Genomic DNA, 24873 nt, shown 5'->3' on the forward strand with positions numbered 1-24873 from the left:
TGTTCTATTTTCTTGTCAACGTTGGGTTGGCAACCTGTGATCGTGAAATCTGTTGCAAACTCCCTGGTGTCTAGTCCAGCTTCCCCTGGGCGTATCCTGTGGGGACGGTCGATCGCCCTTGGTGTGGCAGGCACGGCAATCGTGTTAATTGCCCTGCCACTCACGGCCGGCAAGCAAGCCCAGCCCAAAACCGAGGCCAGTGCGCCCTTGCCGGTGTCTCCCCTCAGTTTTGACTTACCCGGTGATGATGCGTCCCGATCGGGTTCCGGCTCGATCGCGAGTCAGCCAACCGGGGGCAGCAACGGAGATGTGCCCATTTCGGATCCCTTTGCCGCCAACCTGGAATCTATGGCCACGGTTCCCACCACCAGCGGCGCAGCGCCCGGCCAAACCAGCTCTTCCCCCAACAACGGTGCAGCGATCGCCGGGGGCACTGCTAACGGTAGCCAACCCAACCCAACCCAGTCGGCCCCAGCGGCGGCCCCAACCACTGCCCGCCCCACACCGGCCGCCCCACTGAAATCCAGCACCGCCAAGCCGCCCACCGCGCCGCCCACCCGGCCGGCTCCCAACGGCCAAACAATGTTTTGGATGGAACAGGCTCCCCAGCGGTCTTTTAATTTGCAAAAAGATTTGCCGGTTTATGCCCAAATCTTCCAAAGCCCTACCTCCATGGGGGTGGTGGCCGTGGGGGTGGCGGAAGGAAACTATCGGTTGATGGTGCAAAACGGCAGTCTGTTTGTGCAGCCCACCCCGAACTATTACGGCCATACGGATCCGGGCAATTTGTCTTGGGGGCAGCGGGTCACCAACTACGGGGCTTGCAGTGACCAGGGCCGCAGTGGCGGTAACTTGGCCGTGGCCGATCGGGCCTGTGTGGAGCGGTTGTCTGGGCGGTTGCCCACGGCCCTCACGGATCTGTATGCCGCTGGCATTGATCCCTACGAAGATTTGCAAGCCTTGGTCAATGCGATCGACCTGTATAACCAAGCCAGCCCGGTTCACTCCCGCTGGTTTCCCCAGGCCTTGGCGATCGCCCGGCGGGGGGGCCTCTCGGGGCTGGAGGCCTATGCTTGGGCCCGAACGGCTTCCTTTTATTTAGACAGCAACGATCGGCTGGATATCCGCAACGGCACGAACCGGGCTTCGGGCCTGTTGGGCATTTGCTCCCGAGAAGGGCGCGCCGTCACGCAGTGGGAATGTGTCTATGCGGATCAGGCCCGGCGGGTTCAGGCGATCGCCACCACTTACCAGAGTTTCTTGAAGCTGGCCACCAACAAAAGCCGCCGGAGCTAGGGGCTGGCTGGTTTTTGCCCGATCGCTCCATGGGTGATTGAGGCCACCCCTAAACCTAAACCACTGCCGCCGCCCGATCGCCCGTTAGCCGTTCAATGCTGGCCACCAGTTCCGGGGTAACGTGGGGCTTCAGCATATAGTCTGCGGCCCCCAAACTCAGGGCCACCTGTTTATACTGCGTGCCGCTACAGGAAGTCAGCAAAATCACGGGCACTTGGGCGGCGTTGGGATGCTGGCGGCGGGCGTTCAAGAACTCCAAGCCCGTCATGCGCGGCATTTCAATATCGGAAATGACGAGATCAATATCGGAGCGCTGGCGAAGCTGGGTCAAGGCTTCTAGCCCGTCGGCCGCTTGCACCACACGATAGCCCTGGCGCTCCAGGGTCAGGGTCAAAAGGCGGCGCTCGGTGTCGGAATCTTCCACCACTAGCAGGGTTTTGCTGCCTTGGGCGGGGGCGGGACTGGGGGGCGCGATCGGGGCGTTGGGCAACTCAGCGGGCAATTCCGGGGTGATCGCAGCGGGTGCGGCGGGTGTGGGCAACTGTAGGGGAGTGGCGGCGACGATCGGGACGGCCTCGACTTGGGCCAACAGCTCATTACCGTCGATCGCCAAGACCATGCGCCCATCGCCCAAAATGGTGCAGCCATAGATATAGCGTGGGGCGGGCAGGGCTTCCGACAGTTGCCGCAACACCAGTTCCTGTTCACCCACAACCCCATCCACCTCGATCGCCACGGGGGTGTCACCGGCATCCATCAACAGCAGGGGCGCGAGGCGATTGCTCAAAAACGGTGTGATTGCGCCCATGTCCGATCGCAACAGGCCCGGAGCCAAGGAACTGTAGCGCATCAGTTCCGCCAACTTGCGAATGGGAATGGTGATTTCGGGATCTTCGCTGCTGGCTCGCCACCGCAAAATCCGCTGCCCCCCGAGCATTTGGGTTTGCTCCGGTTGAGGAATCAGAATTTGGCGGACGCTTTCTGAGGGCAGGGCATAGGCGGCGCGATCGGCCTGACAAACCAACAGGCGAGCGGTCATCAGGCTCAGGGGCACCCGCAAAATGAAGGCCGTGCCGCGTCCGGGACTCGATTGGATGGTGACGGAGCCTTTGAGGGATCGCATTTGCGATCGCACCACGTCCAAGCCCACGCCGCGCCCAGACAGATCGGTGATTTTGTCGGCGGTGGAAAAGCCCGGCTCAAACAACAGATCCAAGAGGGCTTGATCTGAGGTGGTTTGGGCCCGATCGGGCGTGAGCCAACCGCGTTCGATCGCTTTTTGTCGCAACCGTTGGGGGTCGATGCCTTTGCCATCGTCGGCCACCCAAATCAACACATGGTTGCCCTGTTGCTGGGCCCGCAGCTCGATCGTCCCTTCGGCGGGTTTGCCCTGATCGCGCCGTTCTTCAACGGTTTCAATGCCATGGTCAAAGGCGTTGCGGACCAAATGCAGCAGGGGATCGTAAAGCTGTTCGATCGCCACCTTGTCAATGGCAACCCGTTCCCCCACCACTCGCAGATGCACCGTTTTGCCATAGCGGGCGCACAGTTGCCGCACCAAGGGCCCGAAGCGATCGAACACGGCCGCCGCCGGTTGCATTCGGGTATCCATCAGGCTGTCGCGCACCTGACCCAACAGTCGGCGCTGTTTGTCGAGGGTGGTGGCCGTTTGTTGGGCGTAGCGTTCCACCACTTCCGCCGTGGAATCTAGCCGCTCGGCACTGTCGAGGGCCGCATCGATCGACTGTTGCAAAATCAGATCGTTGGCACTGGTGGCGGCGGGAGAACCATTGAGCGATCGGCGATCGTTGGGGCGTTTTTCCAGTCGATCGCGTGCTTCCGCCAGCAAGCGACGGTGCTGGCGCAGGCCTTGGCGAAATCGTTCCAGGGCCGATCGCAACTGTTCATCCTGCAAGCTTTGACGATTTTCATTAATCAGCAGCTCCCCCACCAGGTGTTGCAGGGATTGCAGCCGATCGATTTCTACCCGAATCAGGGGAGTCGGGGTTAGGGGTTTGCTGTCCACCCGTTGCGGTTCCGCCGATCGCATTGGTTCTGGAGTCCCACGGGGGGCCGCTTCCGCCGTCACCAAGGGAGCGGGCGGGGGGTTGGGCGGGGTCGGAACCGGTGTGGCAACGGGCGCTGGAGTGGGTGCGGAAATCGCAGGCGATCCACCCGCGATCGGGGGGGCAGGTGTGGGGGCAGGCGGGGGATCCGTGGTCAGATCCAACGTACCATCGGTCAAATCCAACCAACCGGCCGGCATCTCGTCACTGAGATCCATACTCAGATCCAGCGTGCCATCGGCCAAATCGTCCAGATCTCCCGGCTTCGGCTCCTGACCCGCCAGAGCCGCCAACTCCGCCGAAACCTCACCGCCTTGGGTGCGATCGCCCGCCAAAACCGCCTGTTGGGCCGCTTGCCAATTGCTTAACACCGCCTGGGCCACCACCAAAGGCCGATCGCCCTGGTTGGCCACGGCCTGGAGTGCCGCCTCCGCGATCGCCTGGAACCCCGGCAGCCCCAAGGATTCCCCTAACCCCGTAAACACCTCCGATTGGGTGGCCACCGTTTCCAAGGCCGCCGGCCCATCCGCCGCCGCCACCAGGGCCGCCAACTGATCGATTCGTTCCTTCACCCCCGTTTCAAAGATCGACTGCACCAGGTCAAACCCCAGTTCAGCGGAGGTGGGCAGCTTTTGTTCGCGCTCGAAGCAGTCTCCCAACAGGGTTTGGATCCGGGCAAAAGCATCGATCGCCTGATCCAACACCTCTTGATCGGCTTCTCGTCCCTGTTCCCATTGGGTGGTCAGGGCCAAGCGCAAATATTCATAGAGCTGAAACAACAGCCCCTCTAGTTCCACCTCCACTTCAGCATCCGGGTCAAACAGGGCCCGAAACACATCCTCCATGTGGTGGGCGATCGTGGAGATGGTTTCCAGCCCCACATTGGCGGAAGCCCCCTTCAGGGTGTGGGTGGCACGCATCAGGGCATGGATCCGCTGTTTCGAGGGATCGTCGCGCAGTTGCAACAAATCCGTCTCGATCGATCGCAGCAGGTCTTGGGACTCACTGAGGAAGTATCCGTAGGCTTCCTCGCGGATGGCGGGATCGAGCATAGGGGGCTACCGGAAACGACCTGGTTTCGGTCTGTTGGGAAAACACGAACAGGGAACAAAAGGGGGTTACAAGGGGGGCGATCGGCTCAAGCTGGGGCCGATCGGCCACCGGGGGGCAGCCTAGGCGCAACTCAGGCGCGGCCCAATCACCCCCATGGCGATCAGCAGTGGAGCCAGTGCCCTGGCCGTTAGTTCACCTTGAACCGACCCACACTGGCTTGCAGCTCTTGGGACATGGCCAACAGATCCTCAAAGGAAGCGGTCAGGGCCACGGAACTGGAGGAGGTGCGATCGGCGATTGTTGCCACCTCCGTCATCGTGTGGGCCACCGCTTGGGCCTGTTGGGTTTGGCTGGCGGCGGCTTGGTTAATGCCCTCCACCAACTGACCAATTTGGGCGGTCACATCCACAATTTCGCTCAGGTTCGATCGGGTATCGCTCACCAGATTTGTCCCCGCCACCACCTGCTGAATCCCCGCTTCCATGGCCTGGGCCACCGCCTGGGTTTCCGCCTGAATCTCTTCCACCAGGGCCGCAATTTCCGTGGTCGCATCGGCCGACTGTCGGGCGAGCGATCGCACCTCATCGGCAACCACCGTGAAGCCGCGACCATATTCCCCGGCCCGCGTTGCCTCAATGGCAGCATTCAGCGCCAACAGTTGGGTTTGGGTGGTGAAGTTGCCAATCAGGCTCACGATCTTCGAGATTTTTTGGGACGATTCGCTCAGGGCCCGAATTTTGCGTCCCGTTTCCGCCACCGTGTCCCGAATCGACAGAATCGCATCCACCGTCCGGTTCATGGCCGCGTCGCCTTCCTGGATCGTGTTGGTGGCTCGTTGCACCGCCAGGGTCACCTGCTGGGCATTTTGGGTCACGTCCGTGCTGACTTCCGCCATGGTTTGCACCCGCTGCACCGCTTCCAACAGGGCCCGATATTGTTGCTGGGCTTGGTTAGACAGCTCACCAATGGCACTGGAACTGGTGGTGGAGGTATTCGACACCTTAGCCGCCGTTTCTTGCAGCTTCACCACAATCTGCCGCAGGCTTTGCAGGGTGTTGTTGTAGGCATCGGCGATCGTGCCCACTTCGTCTTCGGTAATCGGCGCGCGCACGGTGAGATCCCCTTCCAGGGCCGGCCGCACCGCCATCAGCAGGTTTAGGGCCTTCTGTTGCAGAGCTTCGCGGGCGGCCTTGTCCCGTTGGGCGGCCTCTTCCACCTGGGCCGATTTCCGCTGCAATTCCGCCAGGGTTTCCGCTTGCTTCAGGGCGATGCCCAACTGGGCCCCCACCTGGGCCACGAATTCCACTTCGGAGGTTTCCCACTGACGCGGGCCGCTGTTTTGGTAAATCGCCAGCAGCCCCCACAGTCGATCGCCCTGAAAGATCGGGGTGATCGCATAGGCGCGAGCTTGGAACCGTTCCAGCACACTCAGATAACAGGGGGTGAATCCGGCTTTGTAGATATCAGAAACCACAAAGCTTTCACCTCGGGCATAGCGGCCCCCTTCGTTTTCCTGGAGGTAGGTATCCCGTACCCGGCCGGCGTTGGTGGGGCGCGCTTGGGTTAGGCCGTTGATGGCTTCGCAATCGCTCATGTCCGTTTGGACACTCCCGTCACTGTCGGGAGAGTCCAACAGCCGCAACCAACCGGGGCCCACAGATTCCGCCATGAACTGCCCGCTCCAGTCCGGCTGGAATTGATAGATTCCGACCCGATCGACCTCCAGAATTTGGCGCAATTCCGTGGTGGTGGTGCGGAAGATGGTGCGGATGTCCAGGGAAGCGCGGATTTTGTCGATCGTCGCGGAAATGGCCTTGTTCCGTTCGGCGGATTTTTGGAGCTGGGCCGCTTGGGTTTTGAGCTGTTCCACATACTCCGCCTGTTGCAGGGCCAAGCCCAGTTGGGTTCCCAACCGAGAAAGAATCTGCCCTTCCAGTTCTTCCCACTGGCGGGAGTTGCTGTTTTGGTAAACCGCCAACAGGCCCCAAAGGTCATTGCCCTTGAAGATCGGGGCGATCGCGTAGGCCTTGGCTTGGAACTGTTCCAGCAAGTCCAGATAGCAGCGGCTGAAGTTGGCTTGGTAAATGTCGTTCACCAGCAGGGTTTCGCCCTGGCGATAGCGACCGCCTTGGTTGTCTTGCAAATAGCTGTCTTCGACGCGGGCCAGGGAGCGCCCGCCCCGTCGGTTGTTGCCATCCCGCAGGCCGGCTCCGTCGCGATCGAGCAGTCGTTGCCAACCGGGGGTGACCGCTTCGGCCACAAACTCACCGCTCCAGTCCGGATCGAACCGGAAGATGCAGGCGCGATCGGCCTGGAAAATTTGGCGAATTTCCTGGGTCGTGGTGGCAAAGAGGTTGTCAATGTCCAGGGATTCACGGATTTTGTTCATCACTGTCAGCAGGGCGCGGTCTTGCTGCACGTTGCGCTCAAGCTGCAGTTTTTGATCCTGAAGCTGCTTCAGGTATTCCGCCTGTTGCACCGCCACACCCATTTGCTGGCCCATTTGGGTCACCAGGTCGGTTTCTTCCGGTTCCCAACTGCGCACCCGATCGTTTTGATAGACCGCCAACAGCCCCCACAGTTTATCGCTGGCAATCACAGGGGCAATGATGTAAGCCCGACATTGGAACTGCTCCAGCAGTTTCAGGTGGCAGGGATCATAGTCTTGGGTTTGGATGTCTGCCACGGTCAGGGTTTCGCCGTTGATGTAGCGGCCGCCTTTGGTGCGCTCAAAGTAGCTGTCACGGAAGGTTTTGCCCAACAGCGGTTTCCAACCCCGACCCACGGATTCCGAGACGAAATCGCCGCTCCAATCGTCGCTGAATCGATAGACGGCGGCGCGATCGCACTCCAACAAAATCCGCAGTTCATCGGTGGTGGTTTGCATGATCGTGGCCAGATCCAGGAATTGGTGAATCTTGTCCACGATCGTGGCGATCGCCCGTTGGCGACCCACTTGTTTTTGCAGCTTCTCGATCGCACTGAGCTGGGCAATGCTGCGGCTCACCTGCTCACTGGCATATTTCACCAGTTCCGCTTCCAGGGGACTCCAGGGACGCGGGCCACTGTTTTGATAAATGGCCAGCAACCCCCACAACCGATCGCCCTGGAAAACCGGCGCAATCATGTAGGCTCGCCCTTGGAACCGTTCAATGAGCTGCACATGGCAAGCGCTGAGGCCACCGCGATAGATGTCTTCGCATTGGTAAACATCCTTGGTGTTGTAGCGGTTGCCTTGGGTGCTTTCAAAGTAAGTGTCGCGGAAGGTGTTCCCCACCAGAGCCATCCAACCGGGGGCCATGGACTCGGTGATAAATTCCCCCGTCCAGTCGAAATTGAACCGGTAAATGGCCACCCGATCGGCCGACAGTTGCAACCGCAATTCTTGGCAAAGCCGCCGCAACAGTTCATCCAAACTTTGGCTGTCTTCGATGGCGCGGTCAATCCCATCCACCGGTAGGCGGTTCCCGCTAGCCGCTTCCCCCTCGGTGGTCACCAGGGTTGTGCCGATCGACTCCGCAAACTGCTCAATTTGCTCCATCTTTTCCATCACAAACCGATCGGGCCGGCCCGATCGTTCCAACTCCGCCTTTAGGGCATCGACTGCATCTTGGAAACGGCGCAAATCAGGAGTGGGGCTGTGTTCAACGGGGGGAGTGCTGTTGCGGGCCTGGCGATCATCACGAGCCGTGCGCGAAGCATCAAAGTAAGCAGTCATAGGAATTTAGGCCAGAGAGCAATCGGAAAAACAGAGAGTCATAGAGCCGTTACCAGTGCGCCAGCCAGGCGGCAAGCCAGGAGATCAGCAACCATTCAGCAGTTCCCAATCACGATGGAAATCACTGTCACACTGGGGCCCTCGGGGCAAAGGGAGCCAAGCAAGGTCAGGCAAAGTTCAGCAAGGTCAAACCAAGTTAGGCAAAGTTAGGCAAAGTTACAGAGGGGATAGAAGCGGGCTGGAAAAAGGTGAGTTGGAAAAACAAGCTCAGGACTGGGGGGTTTCCCCGCAACAGTGGGGAAAGATTGGCACGATCGCCCCGAGGGCCAATCTCAATCCCGATCACCCAGCGTCCTAGCCAGCCTGTTGGGCGCTGGCCCGGGCGATCGCGCTGGGATTCAGCACCATACTGCTGGCCTCGCTGAGGTAGCCCTGAACAAAGGGCAAGAGCCGATCGGGAAACAAGCCCGCGCTGGGCGGCTGAACATTCGGAGAATCGTGCCACTCAATATCTTCAATTTGGGGCACGACCAGACCCAGATTCTGGCCATCACACTCCAGCACAATGGCAATGGCGGAGGAGGTGGCTGTCAAATCCGGTGCAATGGCCGGGAAGCCCACCAACTGGTTAAGGTCGATCGTCCAAATGATTTCACCGCGCCAGTTGTACACCCCTAAGACCGATTCTGGCATATGTGGCACGGGCAAAATGTCCGTGGCCGCAATTCGCAGCACTTCCCGCACCTCATCGATCGGGAGCAGGGCCGTATCCTCAAAGCCCAGGTGAAAACGCAGGAAACGCTGGCCATCGGTGCTGAGGGCGCTGCCGGCCGACCTGGTGGGCAGGTTCAAAATGGCGGATCCATCGCCCTGTTGCAGCCATTGCGTGAGCGGATCCATAGGCGCGGGCGGGGCGCTGGGTTCCGGCTCCGGCGGGGCGATCGGGGCCGGCTCGGCCGCCTCCACCACCGGCAAGGGCGGTTCCGGCTCCTGAACCGGCGCAGGCTCCGGATCCACCACCGCCGCCGGAGCGGCGGCTGCATCAGCGGTTTCGGCGGCTAGGGCTTGGTTGGCAATGTCCACCAGGGCTGCAAATCCTTCATCCCCAAAGAAACCGGACGGCTCATCGTCGTCGTCTCCAAAAAAGCTTAAGGGTTCATCGTCTTGCCCCGAATCTGGCCCCAGATCTGGTTCCGAATCGAAGGAGATTGCAGCAGGGGCTTCCGGCAGGGACTCCGCCAATTCCGCCAATTCCGGCAATTCCGGCAACGGCTCGGTACTAGCTGCGGGATCGGGTTCCGGTTCCTCAGATAAATCCAGAAAATCGACCAATTCCGGTAATGCTTCTAAGTCAGCCGCTTCAGTAGATTCGGTGAATTCAGGCGATTCGTTGGCCTCAACTGATTCGGTGAATACAGCCGCTTCGATCGGCTCGGTGGATGCCGCTAACTCGGTCGCTTGGGCTAATTCAGCAGATTCAGCGGGGGCGATCGGGACAGGCTCCGGCTCGCGAGGGGCAGCCGACGCGCCATCACCCAAGGATTCCGCCAGGGCCAGCAGCGCCGATCGGGGATCGCTGGATTCGGCTAATAACTGCGCCACCAAATTGACCAAACCGCTGCGTTCATCCGAGACAACGGAAGATTCCGGGGATTGCACCGGTTCGATCGGGTCGGGTAATGGTTCGATCGGCTCTGAATTCAACGGCTCCGAGGATTCGGTGAAATTGGCTAGATCATCTAGATCACCTGACTCAACTCCTTCAGCCAAATCAGCTAATTCACCAACGTTTTCATTAATGTTTTCACCAACATTGTTTGGCTCGATCGGGTCTGATAAATCGGTCAAGTCTGATAAATCATCTGGCTCAACTTCTTCAGCCAAATCAGCTAATTCAGCTAGATCATCTTCAGCTAATTCATCGGCTAAATCCTCGGCCATCACCTCGGGAGGAGCTGGCTCGATCGGGTCAGTTATCTCAACAGTCGTTGAATCTAAATCGACCAAATCCGATAGATCAGCCAAGTCTGACAAGTCGGATAAATCATCGGATAGGTCTGATAGATCCTCCGAGGAATCGATCGCCCCTTCTGGTTCTAAATCCAGTGCTTCTGATTCAGGATCTTCTGATTCAGCTAATTCAGCACTCTCTTCCAATTCGTCAACAATTGCGGCCGATTCAGAAACGACTGCCGATTCTGAGTCTGTCGCTTCAGTGGGGGCCGCCGTTGCGGGAGGTGGTTCTGGCGGCGGGGCGATCGGCTCGGGAGCAAAGCCAGCCAAACGGGCGATCGTGGCGATCGCGGCGTTCAAATCCAAATCGCTGCGATGTTCTGCCAGTTGGGTCAGTTGCGCAATGGTGCTGAGAGCTTCCCGAGGGCTGATGGTTGTGGGTTCTACAATCAGTTCCGTTTCGGCTGTGCCAGGCTGCGCGATTTCTGGATCTGAACTGGCTAGTGGTTCGGTTAGATCTTCACCCGCTAGATCTTCGTCAAGCAGGCTCAATTCATCATCCAGTTCATCACTGGTTAATTCATCACTCAGTTCATCACTGGTTAATTCATCACCCAGTTCACTAGCCAACTGATCACTGAATTCATCGAATTCATCGCCAAGTTCATCACTGGTTAATTCATCATCCAGTTCCCCGATCGGGTCAGTTTCTTCCTGAGCGAGTTCTGCAATTTCTGGTGGTTCCGGTAGCTGGTCTAGAGCGATCAACTGATCAGAATTCTGCGCATCAGTCAAATCAGTTGAATCATTCAATTCATCCGATTCAGTCAAGTCCAATTGCAGATCGCTGAGGTCTTGATCGGTTAGTTCTTGATCGATCGGCTCTGAATCAGTTAGTTCTGAATCGATCGGTTCTAGATCAGTTGGTTCTGAATCGATCGGTTCTGAATCAGTTAGTTCTGAATCGATCGGTTCTAGATCAGTTGGTTCCTGAGTTTCTGGATCAACGAGTGCCGGATCAAGTAATTCTGGATTGGGTAATTCCAGATTCGCTGAGTCGATCGCGGCTGGCTCTAAGGGTTCTGAGGAGAGTTCAGGCGATTGGCTTAAGGCGATTGGCTCCGGAGCAGCTACCAAAGGCGGACTGGCCAAAGCGCTCAGCCGAGCGATCGCCGCCAACGCCGTGTTCACGTCCGCGTTGGGATGATGTTCCACCAACTGCACCAGACTGCTGATTGCGTCGGTCACTTTTTCAGCGATGGTTTTGCCGCTGTCTGGGGCGATCGCGGCCAAAACTGTCCCGATCGGCTCTGATTCTGGCGTTGGGGAAATTTCCGTTGGCTCGGTGGCCGGCTCTGCGAGGTCGATCGGGTCGATCGCTGCTTCTCGATCGGAGTCCAGGCTCGCTCCGTCATTTCCCAACGTGCCAGGGGATTCCAGCAAATCTTCCGTGTCTTCTAAGGCATCCACCAGCTCGGAATCAGCCGCCAGCTCATCGACCAGTTCCGCCGCCTCATCCATGACCTCTTCGATCGTTTCGTCGATCATTTCATCAATCGCGGCATCGCTGGTTAACTCATCAATCAGGGTTGCTGAGTCGATCGCTGGTTCCACCAAGGTTTCCAGCTCGGGTAAGGAGTCGATCGCCGGTTCCGGTTCCGGTTCCGGAGCCAGGGCCTCGGGATTGGGTTCCGCCATGCCTTCTTCCTCGATCGCGGCCCAGTCGGCTAACTCTGCTTCGGTGAGGGCCAAGGCATCCGGATCCAGACTGAGCGCATCTGGCTCTAGTTCGCTGGGTTCCTCTGGGGGCAACGAGTCCAGGACATCGATCGCCCCTAAGTCCTGCTCATCCACCGCGATCGGGGCATCGGGTTCCTCTGTTTCTGATGCGAGTTCTGGTACGGGTTCTGGCTCAGGTGTTGATTCAGCCATTTCCACCGATTCAACGGCCGGCGCGATCGACTCCGCAGCACTCAACTCGGGAGCCGCCAACGGCGACGGGGCGATCGACCCCACAGCCGTGATCAGAGAGGCTGCCGCCTTTTCCAGGGTGCTGGCCAAACCCGTCAGGGCGGCCAAGGTGGCTTGCAGTTGGGTCGCTTCCGTGGGGGCGGGCAATGGTGGAGTTGGTATTTCTTCCGGCGTGATGACTTCCGGGGCGATCGACTCTGGGGCGATCGGGTCTAGATCCGGTCGGTCAAGATCCGTGGCCGCTGACTGATTGCAGTCCTCGGTCACATCTCCGGTTGTGTTTTCGGTTGAGCTGCTGGTTGCGTCTTTGGGGAAATCCTCAGTTGCCTCTTCGGTTGAGCTGCTGGTTGCGTCTTCGGCTAAAAGATCGGTTGGAATTTCGATCGGAATTTCGATCGCATCAGCCGCCACCTCGCCCCCTGAATCAGACAGCGCTGAATCAGACAACGCTGCATCAGAATCAGTCACCAAGTCCAAATCCTCTCCCACCTCGATCGCGGGTTCAGGATCGATCGCGGGTTCAGGTGAAGCCACCGCAACCCCATGACCATTCTGGGACTCCGGCCCAGCAACGTCCGACAGGACAGCCAAGGGCGGATCGCTGATCAAGGCCGCCACGCCATTGGCCATGCTTTGCACCTGGGACTCCAAGAAGTTGACGATCGGGTCTGTTGCCTGATCGCCACTTTGGCCATAGGGCAAGGGCGGCAAGTCGATGTGATAGCACCATTTGGGCGATCGCTCATCCAGCGCTTGGCCACCCACCTTCACCGATTGGATCACGGCCCGATTCAACCCGGCCACGGCCAAATCCTCGATCGCCGGTTCAACGGTTTCCAAGGCCAAGCGGGCCGAAGGGGCTTGCTCACCGGCTAGCAGCAGATATAAACATCCCTCCTTCAGGGCCGCCTTCACGGTAATGGTCGGTTCCAATCGATCGCGAATGAGCAGGGCGATCGCCTGGGGGTTGGCATCCAAAGCCTGCTGAATCAATGCGGTTTGCTGCTGTGCGTCCATCGCCCACGTTCTCCCACATCCAAAAACCCAATTTTTAATTGGCCGTCCTGGCCCGCCTCGGCTGACGCTTCAGCCGGAACCTGGCCATGGTGCAGGCCCCGGCCGGGCCCATGGACAGTCAATGGTTCAGTGTCCCGAACCCAATTATTTCTCTCAATTCCAGGCCTCACGGGCCCAATGGCAACCCCAATAGCACACCCTGATCATTGCCGGACTGATGCCTAATCACTGGTTGATCAATTCAATTAGCTGGGATTGGTAGCTGGGATTGGCTTGATCATCGCTTGGGTCATTGGTTAGGACATCGGTTGGATCAGTAGTTTTAACTTGCCCCGATCGCCCCTGTTTGATATCGATCTCGCAGCTTGCAAATTGTCAATTTCCTGCAAGAATTGTGGTTTTTTGTTGATGAACCTCAAGTTGAACCTCAATCCCAATTCAGTGCAAACGAGACTCAATCGGCTTGATTTCTCATGGCTTACTGATCCATCTGTTTCATTCGTCTGTTTCAACGGATGAACTTAAACCCGAAGCCTCATACAGTCCCCACATCCAATTCCCACATCCCGATCGGGCGTAGGTGGCAACCCCATACAATCCTTTCTCTATTGTTTCGCCAAAACTCCGAATTCATAGCGATTGTTGAGCATTTCTTCACCGATTAGATACCGATTTAGGGGGCCGGCGTTGTTGGGTTGAATGCCAGCGGCAGGGGCCGGATGCCAGCCACCACCATTGCGCGGCGACTTGGGGAGGGTGGCTGCGGTTGTTGGCGAGGGTTGTGGTCGTTGGGGATTGTCCTGGGGTGGCGGTTGCAATCGATCGGGCAAATATTGCTGAAGCAGCGCGGCCACCTTTTCTAGGCGTAAGGGCTTGGGTACAAAGGCCGAAGCCCCAACCAGCTTGGCCCGCACCCGGTCGATCGCCCCGCGATTGCTGGTGACAATTGCGATCGGCACATTCGCTAACAGGTTCACCCGTCGTAACTGGGTACAAAGCTCATAGCCATTCACGATCGGCATCACCAAATCCAGCAACACCATATCTGGCCGCTGCTCGATCGCCGCCGCCAAAGCCCTTGTCGGCTCCGTAATATGCACAAACCGACAACCCAAACGATGCACCACGGGGCGCAGCAGCTTGCCCACCATCGGATCGTCATCAATCAACATCACCAAGGGTTGCTCAGAATTGGGAGCTTGGGTTGCTGAAGTGGGTTGGGGTGCTGGGGTCGGGTTCGCCGCCGGCCCGCCCGATCGCCCTGGAGCGGTGGCGGCTCTGTCCTGGGGCGCTGCGGACTGTGGGGGCTGAACTGGCGCTGCTTGCGACGTAAAGAGCAAATTCAACACCGTGTCCGCCGGGCGATCGTCCAGCGGCAGAAAATCCAAGCCCCCACGCTCCACCAAGTGATGCAGCAGATGCACGACGATCGACATGGGCTGTTTCATCACCAGCGAGACATCCCAGGTCGATCGTTGACCATTCAGCAACGGAGCCAACGTTAAAAACGTCGATCGGTCATTTTGAGTTGTTGCTGACGGAGACCAATCCAACTGGGACAACTGGGGCGCGTGATCGGCCTGCTCCGGCGACAATCCCACCGACTCCCACCGTTGCAGCAACTTCACCACCGACTGCATCACCGCCAACAGGGCCTCACTGCCAAGCAACTGTTGCGCCACCGCCCTTGTGTCCGGCAAAGCGGGCACATATTTATCCCAGTGAGACACCACCGTGGGATCACTCGCCGCCGCAAACAGCACCTCCTGGGCCACCGACTCCAACCCCGATCGCAACTGCGCTGGGGTGACTTGGCCCGCCAACAGCGCCGTTGCCAACCACCACACCTCCCACAGGGGCCGCGCCGTTTCCGTCAGCGCAACCGGCTTTAGATTCATCCCCGATCGCTTCAGGGCCCGCTGCCAACGGCGAATCCGAAACTGCTCATCGATCGCCCATAGCAAGCGACCCTGCAAAAAAATCAAGCGCCAGCGACTCGGCCCCCGCTCCAGCACCAACACGCCCGAAGCCCGTCGCTGCACCACCGTCGCCAGCGTCCGCGACACCTTTGTCCATCCCGTTGCTGCTTCAGTCATTGATGGACACTCCCAATCCAACCCATTGACCCATTTGACCCATGGCTAATTGATCACGACGCTCCCGTCGTCCCCAAATGATCACTCGAGCATCATTCACCAATCATCAATCCCTCAAACCATTCATCGATCGCTGGCCAAGTCTTTGGCCCTGGACTCCCACCCCCAACTGCAACCCGATCGTCCTTGATGCTCCCTGGCAAACCTTAGAGGATGTTTGAAAAGTATCTTTTGGCCCGTGCTAAACACCAATAGCTGTGGGGACAAGGGGCTTAAGCCCCTTGTCTACGTCGATCAATTCTCAGGGAATTTCTGCCGCTGCAAAACCGATTCCGTCTGGGCGATAGATCCCTGAGTGATGGTCAACTTTGCTCGCCAAACTGCCTGATTTTGCTAATAAATGGCGATGAACCCAAAGCCGACGCGAATGTTATGTGTTAATTGATACTCCAAGTTCACCTCCTACTGAACTGATTTGAGAACAGGTTGAGCAAGCTCAAACGTTGTCGTGGTCTACAAACAATCGCCTAGTAGCAATCGGGAAATCTACTGAAGAAATGGCGAGAGTTAACCCAGAGATCATTAGGACATATTCAATAATTAAATAATAATTTAATTGATTTGAAACAGCTATTAACTTTTCTTGATAATTGGATTGACTTCAGATCTGTTCTTCCATGTCTTTCACAGACTAAAATCGCTTCTCAGAGCAGTTTAGACTTTGAAGGCTAACATATGAATGAGTAGCAATTTTAATCCACTGGTTGCTTGGATGTTCACCAGGCCTGTTTTTAAGAGGCTTTAGATTTTTTTCATATTTACAAAAATCACTCATGATCAAGTGATCGTTTGATCAAATCAGGAAATAATTCTCAAGAAGTTAATTACCCAAAGGCAGTTGAATGATTTAGAAAAAATTCTCAAGAAATATTGATTCTGTAAATTTTCGCGCATTTAAACCCACCAACAAATCAAACCACTACATAACTTGCTGTACCTAATTGACAAATGGTGAATAAAATTTTATTCCATGCGATCGCAACTCTTGTCAGTTTAAATTTTCACCAATGCTGCCAAAGTCTAAAACAATGACGAAAAGTGTTTTTTCAGAAAGCTGCCCAAGCATCAATTTTGACACTCTGGTCGAGACTGGGGCAGATTGACAAGCAAAATGCGGTCGATATGCCCAAAATTCCACCGAAATGAGCCAATTGCCATTTTTCGATCATTCCCCGGTTTTCCGCTGCATCCTGCCGCTTTATCCAACCTTCAAGGATTGATCGAAAACCGAAGGAATTGTGGAGCAATGATGAAGGGGATCGCTAATTTTGGGTCATTGAGGGCGTTTTGAATGAACTCCCAATCCATCTCCTAATCAATCGGTGGCGGGTGCTGTGGCGGAAAGGGGCCCATTGGCCACGGCATAGCCTCGGGGGGTGATCACCTTGCCGCTGTGGGTGAAGGTGCTGGCGTTGCCAATTAAAACGACGGTGAGCATATCGATCGCCTGCAAATCGACCGTGGCTAGGGTGGCGATGGTGATCTGTTCATCGGGACGGTGGAGCGATCGAGCCAGAACCACAGGGGTTTCGGGCGATCGCTGGGCCCGCAAAATCTCGAAGGCCGTTTCAATTTGGGTTTGGCGCGTTTGCGATCGGGGGTTATATAACGCCACCACAAAGTCTCCGGCCGCCGCCGCCTGCAACCGTTGCACAATGATGGGCCAGGGCGTGAGTAAGTCCGACAGGGCAATGGCGCAAAAATCATGCATTAGGGGCGCACCCACGCGGGCGGCGGCCGCTTGCAAGGCGGTGATTCCGGGCAACACTTCCACCTGCGGGGTTTGGCCGTCCCAGTTGCGGGCCGCCAAACATTCCAGCACCAACCCGGCCATGGCATCAATTCCACAGTCGCCGGAGGAAACCACCGCCACCCTTAACCCCCGCTCCGCCAGGTCGATCGCCCGTTCAGCACGCTTCTTTTCGTGGGTGATGGGGCTGCCTTCAATGATTTGCCCCGGATGCAACAGGGGGCGCAGCAGATCTAGGCAAAGTTGATAGCCAATGATGATGTCGCATTGGCTGAGGGCGGCACGGGCGGCGGGGGTGAGCTGATCCAAGGAGCCGGGGCCCGTACCAATCAGCCACAGCTTGCCAAGGTGGGGGGTATATTCCCGATCGGCCCGAGCCAGGGCGATTGTGCAAGCGCCGGAACCACCGTTGGGGGCCCGAAACCCCTGTCTTTCCCGAATTAGCTCGGCTCCGTCGGCCGCCAACCGGGCTGATGCTTCCGCCACTGAGGGTGTGCCCACTTCTGCGCGCACCACCTCCGAAGGGTTGGGCACGGCGATCGGGGCCAGGGCGGCGGCAGTGAACCAACGGGCGGCCAGATCGAGCCGATCGACTAAGGCCAGCAACCCCACTTCATCCCGTTTCAGGTCGATCGAACCGATCCCAGCAAGTGCCTCCGGAGCCAAATCCGCTTGCTCCAACACTTGGGCCAAGGCCGCCGCGATCTGACCTTCGGGGGTGTGGCGCTCGCAACCAATGCCAACCCAAAGGGTGCGCGGATGCCAGGCCACGGCGGGCAAGGGCAAGGGCGGCAAGGGGCGATCGCTAATCCAAACGATCGCCCGCAGATTGGGAGGCAACTCGTCCACCTCTGCCAAGTCCGCTTCCGACAAAAGCACAAAGGGGTGAAACTCCGGCAACTCCTCAATCCACAGATTCCAACCGCAAGTTTGCACCACGCCCACGGTCTCGAACCGGGCGATCGCGCTGGCTACCCCCAGCCAATCCCCTTGGCCCCGTCGCCAACCGTAGCGATCGCCCAACAGATTGATCGCCGGGAGCTGCTGCCCTTCGGCGGCACTGGTGATCACCGGCTCCACCGCCAACAGCCCCGCCACCTGTCGGGTCAAGGCATCAGCCCCGCCCAAATGCCCGCCGCAAAGGCTGATCACATGCTGCCCCGTTTCATCAACGGCCACCACGGCCGGTTCCGTGCGTTTGTCTTGTAAATGGGGAGCAATCGCCCGCACCGTGGCCCCCACCGCCAACACAAAAATCAGCGGTTGCCCCGCCGTCCAGCGATCGGCCACCAGGGCCCGAAAGTCTTCATAGGTGCGAAGGGCATCCCGGGAACCCGCCGCCGCACGGCCCAGGGCCGAATCCTTCGTCCAAATCACGGAGCCAGGCAGTCCCGCTTGGATTTGTTGGGCCAACCGCAGACCACGAGGCGTGGGCGCTAGGATGGCAACGGAAGGGCGATCGCTCATGGGTTGGGTGCCAGGAAGAGACAGGACTTTTCAGCTTACCGACTGAGGGGCGAGGGGATTGAACCGTGAGTCAAAAAACTAGTGCCTACGGATGGGTGGCCACGATCGGCTGGGTAATGGTGGCGGGTTGTGCGGTTCAGGCGGAGGCCCCCCGATCGCCCCAATCCTCACCCATGGAGCGATCGCCCCAATCCTCACCCGAACAGCAATCGCCCACCCCCAGCCCGATCGCCGCCAATATCCCGATCGTCCCGCCCGACGGAGCCAACCCTTGGCCCGCCGAGTGGGAAGCGGCCTACCAAGCCCGAGGACGGGCCCTAATTGCCCAATTTGCCAACCCCAAAACCTATGGCAATGGCTATTTTGAAAACGAAAAAAAGTCCTATCCCAAGGCCATGCTGGACTTTTTGGCGGGTAACCGCGATCGGGCGATCGCCTTCCTGCAAAAACCCGACCCGATCCCCAGCAGCACTGAGCATACCCTTGGTATTGATTTCTATCCCGCCTTTACCCTGAAAGGGCAGGTGCGCAAATATTTCTATTTTGGGCAATTTCTCGATCCGGCCTATCGCGATCGGATGAAGCAGGGAGCCGCCCTCTGGACAAAGTTGGATCCCCTGAAGCAGTTTTTCAGCACCCCGCAGCCCTTTTGGAATCGATCGCGCGATAACTGCATCACCTGGGTGGATTGCCGCAACACCGATAATTTGCGATCGATGCGAGAAACGGCCGTTTATCTGTTTGCCATGGAAGCCGGCAACCGAGAAACCGCCGCCATTTACCGCGATCGCCTGCAAAGTTTCGCCCGCAATCTTTACAAAATTGGCCAGGGGGAATGGGACTCGGAAACCTACTGGGGCCACACATTCACCGCCTGGCTGAATCTCTACGACTTTGCGCCGGAACCGGAAATGCGGGCCACCGCCAAGGCCGCCCTGGATTGGTTAAGCATCACCGGAGCGCTGAAATATTGGCGCGGCGGCTTTGGGGGCCCCAGCAAACGCGACGCTAGCAAGGGAAATGCGCCCTTGACGGCTTTGGCGAGCAAACTGCTGAATTTATATTTTGGGGAGGCGATCGCCCCGGATCCGGATCCCGACCCCGATGGTGTTCATGCCCTCACCAGTGGTTACCGACCGCCGGCCGTGGCGGTGACCCTGGCGCGCAAACGGTTCGATCGCCCCCAGGAAGTGTTTGCGGGCAAACCCACCTATGAACATTGGAAACCGGGCGCGCGCGATCGTCCCTTGTATTACGAAACGCTCTACTTTGGCCGCACCTTTCAATTGGGCAGCCTGGCCCAAGGGTCGATCGATGATGTGAACGGTTTTAAACTGTTGGCCACGAATCCCAGCCGGGGCGTAGATTACCTGCTGGCCGGTTCCGGGGTGAATCCCGAGAAAATTTCCACCCACCACCAACCGGACACCCACGACGCGATCGGGCAGTTTGGGCCCCTGTTGGTGTGGCTGAATGATGGTCGGGCCCCATTTCAGTGGAGTTTGCCCCAAGCGACCGCCAGCGAAACGGCCCAAACCGCCGCCGGTCAGCCGGTTTTGTTTTGGCAGTTGGCTGAAACTTGGATTGCCATTTACCCGATCGGGCTGACGCTGCCCCAGGTCAACAACAGCGAAACCACCCAACTGCAAAAGCGCTATCCCACGGATCAACTGTGGGTGGCCCGCCCCGATCGCCCTGCCGGAACCCTCACGGGCTGGGCCATGGAGGTTGGAGAACCGGGAGCCGATCGCAACTTTGCTGCGTTTCGGGCGGCGGTGTTGGGGCGATCGCGCTGGGTTGTGAACCAAAATACAGTTACTTTCACCGGTTCCCAGGGCAATCAACTGGCCGTGACCCAACGGGGGCCCGATCGCCCGGTTGTGAAACGCAACGGGGAAACGCTCGATTGGGGCCAGTTTGCGGCCTATCGATCGCGCAACCCAGCCCGCCCCGATCGACCGTTGATCACCCAAGATTGGGAAGGGGGCATCCTCCGCGTGATCGTTGGCGATCAAACCTGGACAGGCTCCGCTCCCGATCGCTAGATCAAGCCATCGCTCAATCAGGGCGACTCGCGCAAAACATAACCGACCCCCCGCAAGGTGTGGATCAGGCGAGGGCGCTGGGCCATTTCTAATTTGATCCGCAAGGCTCGGATATAGACTTCCACGATGTTAGATTCGCCGCCAAAGTTATTGCCCCAAACGGATTCCAACAGCCGATCGCGCGAAATGACCTGACGGGGGTGGCGCAATAAAAACTCCAGCAAATCAAACTCCTTGGCCGTTAAGTCCACCCGATCGCCCCCGCGTTGCACCTCCCTGGTCAGCGGATTCAGGGTTAAATCTGCCAGGGTGATTTGATCGGGTTCGTGGGGCGAAACTCGCCGCAAATGGGCCCGCACCCGCGCCAACAGCTCCGCGATGCTGAAGGGTTTCACCACATAATCATCCGCGCCCGCATTCAAGCCCGTGACCCGATCGAGAATTTCATCCCGGGCCGTCAACAGAATAATGGGGGCCTGCAATCCCGTTTCTCGCAACCGCAAACAAAGATCCAAACCCGACAGCCCCGGTAACATCCAATCCAAAATCAACAGATCCGGCGACGGATTCGATCGGGCGGCGTTCAGCCCCTCCAAGCCTGTGGTTGCCACAGTTACCCCGTAGCCCTCCAGTTCCAATTCTCCCGCCACAAATCGCGCCAAATTGGCATCATCTTCCACCACCAGAATTTGGGCTGTGGGGGGATTGAGCTTCAAGGGTGAAACCATAATGGCCATCAATCAAGGATTGATCAACGGATGGATCGGATGCAGAGGACATGTTCCAGCGAGGAAGTCTGATCGTGAAGGTGCTGCCCAGGCCCGGTTGCGATTGCAGATCGATGCGGCCGCCCATTCCTTCCACAGCTCCCTTGGCGATCGCCAGGCCCAAGCCCGTGCCATCGCGCGATCGGGTCATTTCATCTTCGCCCCGATAGAACCGCTCAAAGACCCGGGCTTGTTGATCCGGAGGAATGCCCATGCCGCGATCGCGCACTTCAATGGTGGCCCAGTCCGCCTGATCACTCAGTTGCAGGATCACGGGCTGTTCGGGGGCGGAATATTTCACGGCATTATCGAGCAAATTCCGAATGGCTCGGGTCAGGCGATCGCGGTCAGCCAGCACCACCACATCCTCCGCCACCAGATGCAAATGGATGGGCCGATCGCAGGCCAACCGCTGCCAGTCCGTCACCTCCGACAGCAGGGTATTCAGGACGATCGGTGCTTGCCGCAAGTGCAGTTGCCGATTGTCAATGCGGGCCAGATCTAACAAGTCCTGCAACATGCGCACGGTGCGATCGGCCTCCGCTTCCGCCGTGGTCAAGGCTTGCAACTGATAGTCATTCAGGTTGGTGCTGCGCCGCAGGAGGCTTTGCAAATAACCCAACACCACCGTGAGCGGGGTGCGCAATTCATGGGAAACATTGCCCACAAATTGCCGTTGTTGTTCCCAAGAGCGCGACAGCCGCGCCAACATCTCATTGAAGGCTTGGGCTAAGCCCCGGACTTCATCGGGGGCCCCTTGCAACTCCAGGCGGGCCCCAGCCAAGTCATCGGCAGAAACGGCGCTGGCCACTTGGCTCATGGTGGCTAGGGGCATGAGGGCTAAGCGAATTCGCCGCCCGATCGCCCCCAGTGCAACCACCATGGCTACACCATTCACCAACCACAGCAGCCGCAAGCTGCCATGGAGTTTGTGCCAATCATGGCTCACGTCTTGGGCAAAGTAGACCCGCCCGATCGCCCGGCCCCGTACCGTCAAGGGCCGCTCACACAAGACCCAAATCCGTCCATCGCGGTGAACAATGGTCAACCGCTGGGTGGTGCTGGGTAACGACTGCACCAAATCTCGAGCGATCTGATAATTCTGGTCATCTTTGGGTTGAGCCAGCAAGCGCCCTTGATCATCGGTGACCCAAGCTAACAGCCCCGCCATGGCCACCTTGTCAATGGTGGTGGTTAATCCTCTGGCCAGCCCCTCGTGCTGATCGTAGAGGGCCAACTCCTCGGGAAATCGCTGGGAAATGTAACTGAGGGTTTGCTTGTGGGCGGTGGCGAGGGTCTGCTCCATTTGCCAGGTGGACCAAAGGGCCGCCGTGCTCAGGCTCAAGACCGCGATCGCCCCTAGTTCAAGGGTGAGTCGCCCCTGCAACGATGACCACCGCCAGCTCGATCGGCCCAATGGCCCCGATCGATCGCCTGTGGCGGGTTGCGGGGCGATCGATTCAGTCCTTAGCTCGGGCAAGGTTGGGGTGGTTGTTTGGGGCGATCGCTGAGATGGCTTAGGCCACCAATGGGCAATCCTTCCCCGAAGCACTTGAGTGAACAGCATGGGAACTTTTGCCTCAGGGTCGCTTTCCCAGTTTAAACCCGTTCCAACCAGCCGATCGAGACTGGCTGAAACGGGTTCAGGGCCTGTCATGGGTTTAATCGTAGGGGCGGGGTCTCCACGCCCAGCCCCTGCGATCCCGGTTCCAGGGCTGGGCGGGGTTGTGGCGATCACTCGGGTTAGGGTTGGGAGACCCAACCCCTACGGCGATGGAAATGACGACAGGCCATCAAGCCCCTTGCTCCCTACGATCTTCGCGGTGGAATCGGGGTTTCAGGCAAGAGAATCTCGGACAATTTGCCGACCAGCCCTAGCCTTGGCGCAGTTTTTCTGACCAAACCCGCGTCGGCAGACCCCAAACATAGATGAAGCCCTCGGCGGCCTTGTGGTCAAACTCATCATCAGACCCGTAGGTGGCCAGTTCCGGCGTGTAAAGACTCTGTTCGGACTTGCGACCGACGATCGCCGCATTGCCCTTGAACAGCTTGATCCGCACCGTGCCGGTGACTCGCTTTTGGGTTTCGTTAATGAATCCGTCCAGCGCTGCCTTCAAGGGGCTGTACCAGAGACCGTTGTAGATCAGTTGGCTGTAGGTTTCTTCGATGCCGCGCTTGTAGTGGCTCACATCGGCGGTCAGGGTCAGGCTTTCCAAATCCCGGTGGGCGGCGATCAGCACCGACAGGGCCGGCACTTCATAGATTTCGCGGGACTTAATCCCCACCAGGCGGTTTTCCACCATGTCGATTCGGCCGATGCCGTGGTTGCCAACGCGGGTGTTGAGTTCCTCAATCAGGGCGATCGAGTCCAAGGTGCGACCGTCCAGGGTGATCGGTGTGCCCGCTTCAAAGCCGATTTCCACGTAGTCCGGCTCATCCGGCGTGTCGGCGATCGCCTTGGTCATCAGGTAAATTTCTTCCGGCGGCTCCGTCCAGGGATCCTCGAGGGGGCCCGCTTCAATGCTGCGGCCCAGCAGGTTGCGATCGATGCTGAAGGGCGACTTTTTCTTGACGGGCGCGGGAATCCCGAACTTTTCCCCGTAGGCGATCGTTTCTTCGCGGCTGAAGCCCCACTCGCGAGCCGGAGCCAACACCTTAATGCTGGGGTCGAGGGCCGCGATCGCCACATCAAACCGCACTTGGTCGTTGCCCTTGCCCGTGCAGCCGTGGGCTACCGCGTCTGCGCCATATTCCGCCGCTGCCTCCACGAGCGCCTTGGCAATCAGCGGGCGCGCCAGGGCCGTTGACAGGGGATAGCGGTTTTCGTAAAGGGCATTGGCCCGCAGGGCCGGGAACGCATAATCCTGCACAAACTCGGCCCGCAGATCCGCCACCAGCGAAGTACTGGCTCCGGAGTCGAGGGCTTTTTGCTTGATGGGGCCCAGTTCGTCGCCTTGCCCTAAGTCGGCGGCCAGGGTAATGACTTCTTCAACGCCCCATTCCTGCATCAGGTAGGGAATGCAAACGGAGGTATCCACACCGCCGGAGTAGGCGAGGACAACTTTCTTGGCGCGACCCATGTATTTTGCTCAAGCTGCGAGAAAACAACCCCATATTGTAGGCACGGCCCGGGCGATCGCAACGGTCAGTTAGCGTACCAACTTTGAGGACTTCTTGACTTTGGAGTGACTTGGGAGTGATTTTGCATGGTTGGCATCGATGGTTGAGCAATGGGGCCGCAACCGAAAATGGCTCATGAGCCTTTTAATTAGCCCCCCCCAATTGGCACTCTGATTCGTCTTCCTAGAGCTTGGCTTGGTAGTCATCGATCGCCTGATAAAGCCGTTCCACTTCCTGATCGGGAATGAAATCCAGCAGGGGAATCGATCGCTTACCGGCTCCAATTTCGATCGCCATTTCCCCTAACAAAGCGGTCAGCTTGGCACGGCTGAAGGTGCGATCGAGCAAGAGGGGATAGATTTTTTCAGCGAGGGCACTATGCAAATGGGCATGGGCCAAATCGAGATGCCATTTGGCAATGTCCAGATAGGCCACATCGCCCATCTCTGCGGCCAGGGTTTCGATCGCTTCATTACTGACAGATTTCGACATTT

At 58.3% G+C, this 24873-nt stretch carries 11 protein-coding genes; 2 read left to right on the top strand and 9 right to left on the bottom strand.

Going from position 1 to position 24873, the window contains the following annotated elements; genetic code table 11:
- The first annotated feature begins 42 nt into the window (after positions 1-42).
- Positions 43-1296, top strand: a complete 1254-nt coding sequence (locus tag AC2IAX_RS04265) for a hypothetical protein (protein ID WP_494389479.1) — start codon at positions 43-45, stop codon at positions 1294-1296.
- A 55-nt stretch (positions 1297-1351) separates the two neighbouring features.
- Here AC2IAX_RS04265 and AC2IAX_RS04270 read toward each other — a convergent pair whose 3' ends face one another.
- From AC2IAX_RS04270 to cobJ, 5 genes are all read right to left on the bottom strand, one after another.
- Positions 1352-4414 carry a hybrid sensor histidine kinase/response regulator gene (locus AC2IAX_RS04270; RefSeq protein WP_494389480.1) on the bottom strand — a complete coding sequence of 1021 codons (3063 nt, stop codon included), beginning with the start codon at positions 4412-4414 and terminating at the stop codon, positions 1352-1354.
- A gap of 188 nt (positions 4415-4602) precedes the next feature.
- The gene (locus AC2IAX_RS04275) at positions 4603-8133 is read right to left on the bottom strand and encodes a GAF domain-containing protein (RefSeq protein ID WP_494389481.1); all 3531 of its coding nucleotides are present in this window, start codon (positions 8131-8133) and stop codon (positions 4603-4605) included.
- A 354-nt stretch (positions 8134-8487) separates the two neighbouring features.
- Complete coding sequence (locus AC2IAX_RS04280; protein ID WP_494389482.1) at positions 8488-13074, bottom strand: chemotaxis protein CheW; 4587 nt, start codon at positions 13072-13074, stop codon at positions 8488-8490.
- 605 nt (positions 13075-13679) lie between these two features.
- On the bottom strand, positions 13680-15170 hold the full coding sequence (locus tag AC2IAX_RS04285; RefSeq protein WP_494389483.1) for a response regulator: 1491 nt from the start codon (positions 15168-15170) through the stop codon (positions 13680-13682).
- Positions 15171-16545: 1375 nt separating this feature from the next.
- On the bottom strand, positions 16546-18447 hold the full coding sequence (gene cobJ / locus AC2IAX_RS04290; RefSeq protein ID WP_494389484.1) for a precorrin-3B C(17)-methyltransferase: 1902 nt from the start codon (positions 18445-18447) through the stop codon (positions 16546-16548).
- Positions 18448-18512: 65 nt separating this feature from the next.
- Here cobJ and AC2IAX_RS04295 point away from each other — a divergent pair, with 65 nt between their 5' ends.
- Positions 18513-20492 carry a hypothetical protein gene (locus AC2IAX_RS04295; protein ID WP_494389485.1) on the top strand — a complete coding sequence of 660 codons (1980 nt, stop codon included), beginning with the start codon at positions 18513-18515 and terminating at the stop codon, positions 20490-20492.
- A gap of 17 nt (positions 20493-20509) precedes the next feature.
- Here AC2IAX_RS04295 and AC2IAX_RS04300 read toward each other — a convergent pair whose 3' ends face one another.
- The 4 genes from AC2IAX_RS04300 to AC2IAX_RS04315 form a co-directional block, all read right to left on the bottom strand.
- Positions 20510-21208 carry a response regulator transcription factor gene (locus AC2IAX_RS04300; protein ID WP_494389486.1) on the bottom strand — a complete coding sequence of 233 codons (699 nt, stop codon included), beginning with the start codon at positions 21206-21208 and terminating at the stop codon, positions 20510-20512.
- Positions 21162-22826 (bottom strand): sensor histidine kinase, encoded by a 1665-nt coding sequence (locus tag AC2IAX_RS04305; RefSeq protein ID WP_494389487.1) that lies wholly within the window; start codon positions 22824-22826, stop codon positions 21162-21164. Before AC2IAX_RS04305 ends, AC2IAX_RS04300 begins: the two co-directional genes overlap by 47 nt.
- A 307-nt stretch (positions 22827-23133) precedes the next feature.
- Complete coding sequence (locus tag AC2IAX_RS04310; RefSeq protein ID WP_494389488.1) at positions 23134-24339, bottom strand: argininosuccinate synthase; 1206 nt, start codon at positions 24337-24339, stop codon at positions 23134-23136.
- A 223-nt stretch (positions 24340-24562) separates the two neighbouring features.
- A complete protein-coding gene (locus tag AC2IAX_RS04315; RefSeq protein ID WP_494389489.1) occupies positions 24563-24871 on the bottom strand; it encodes a DUF3181 family protein in 309 nt (102 codons plus the stop codon).
- Between the last annotated feature and the right edge of the window lie 2 nt (positions 24872-24873).

This window comes from Limnothrix sp. HT2024 (assembly GCF_059138625.1).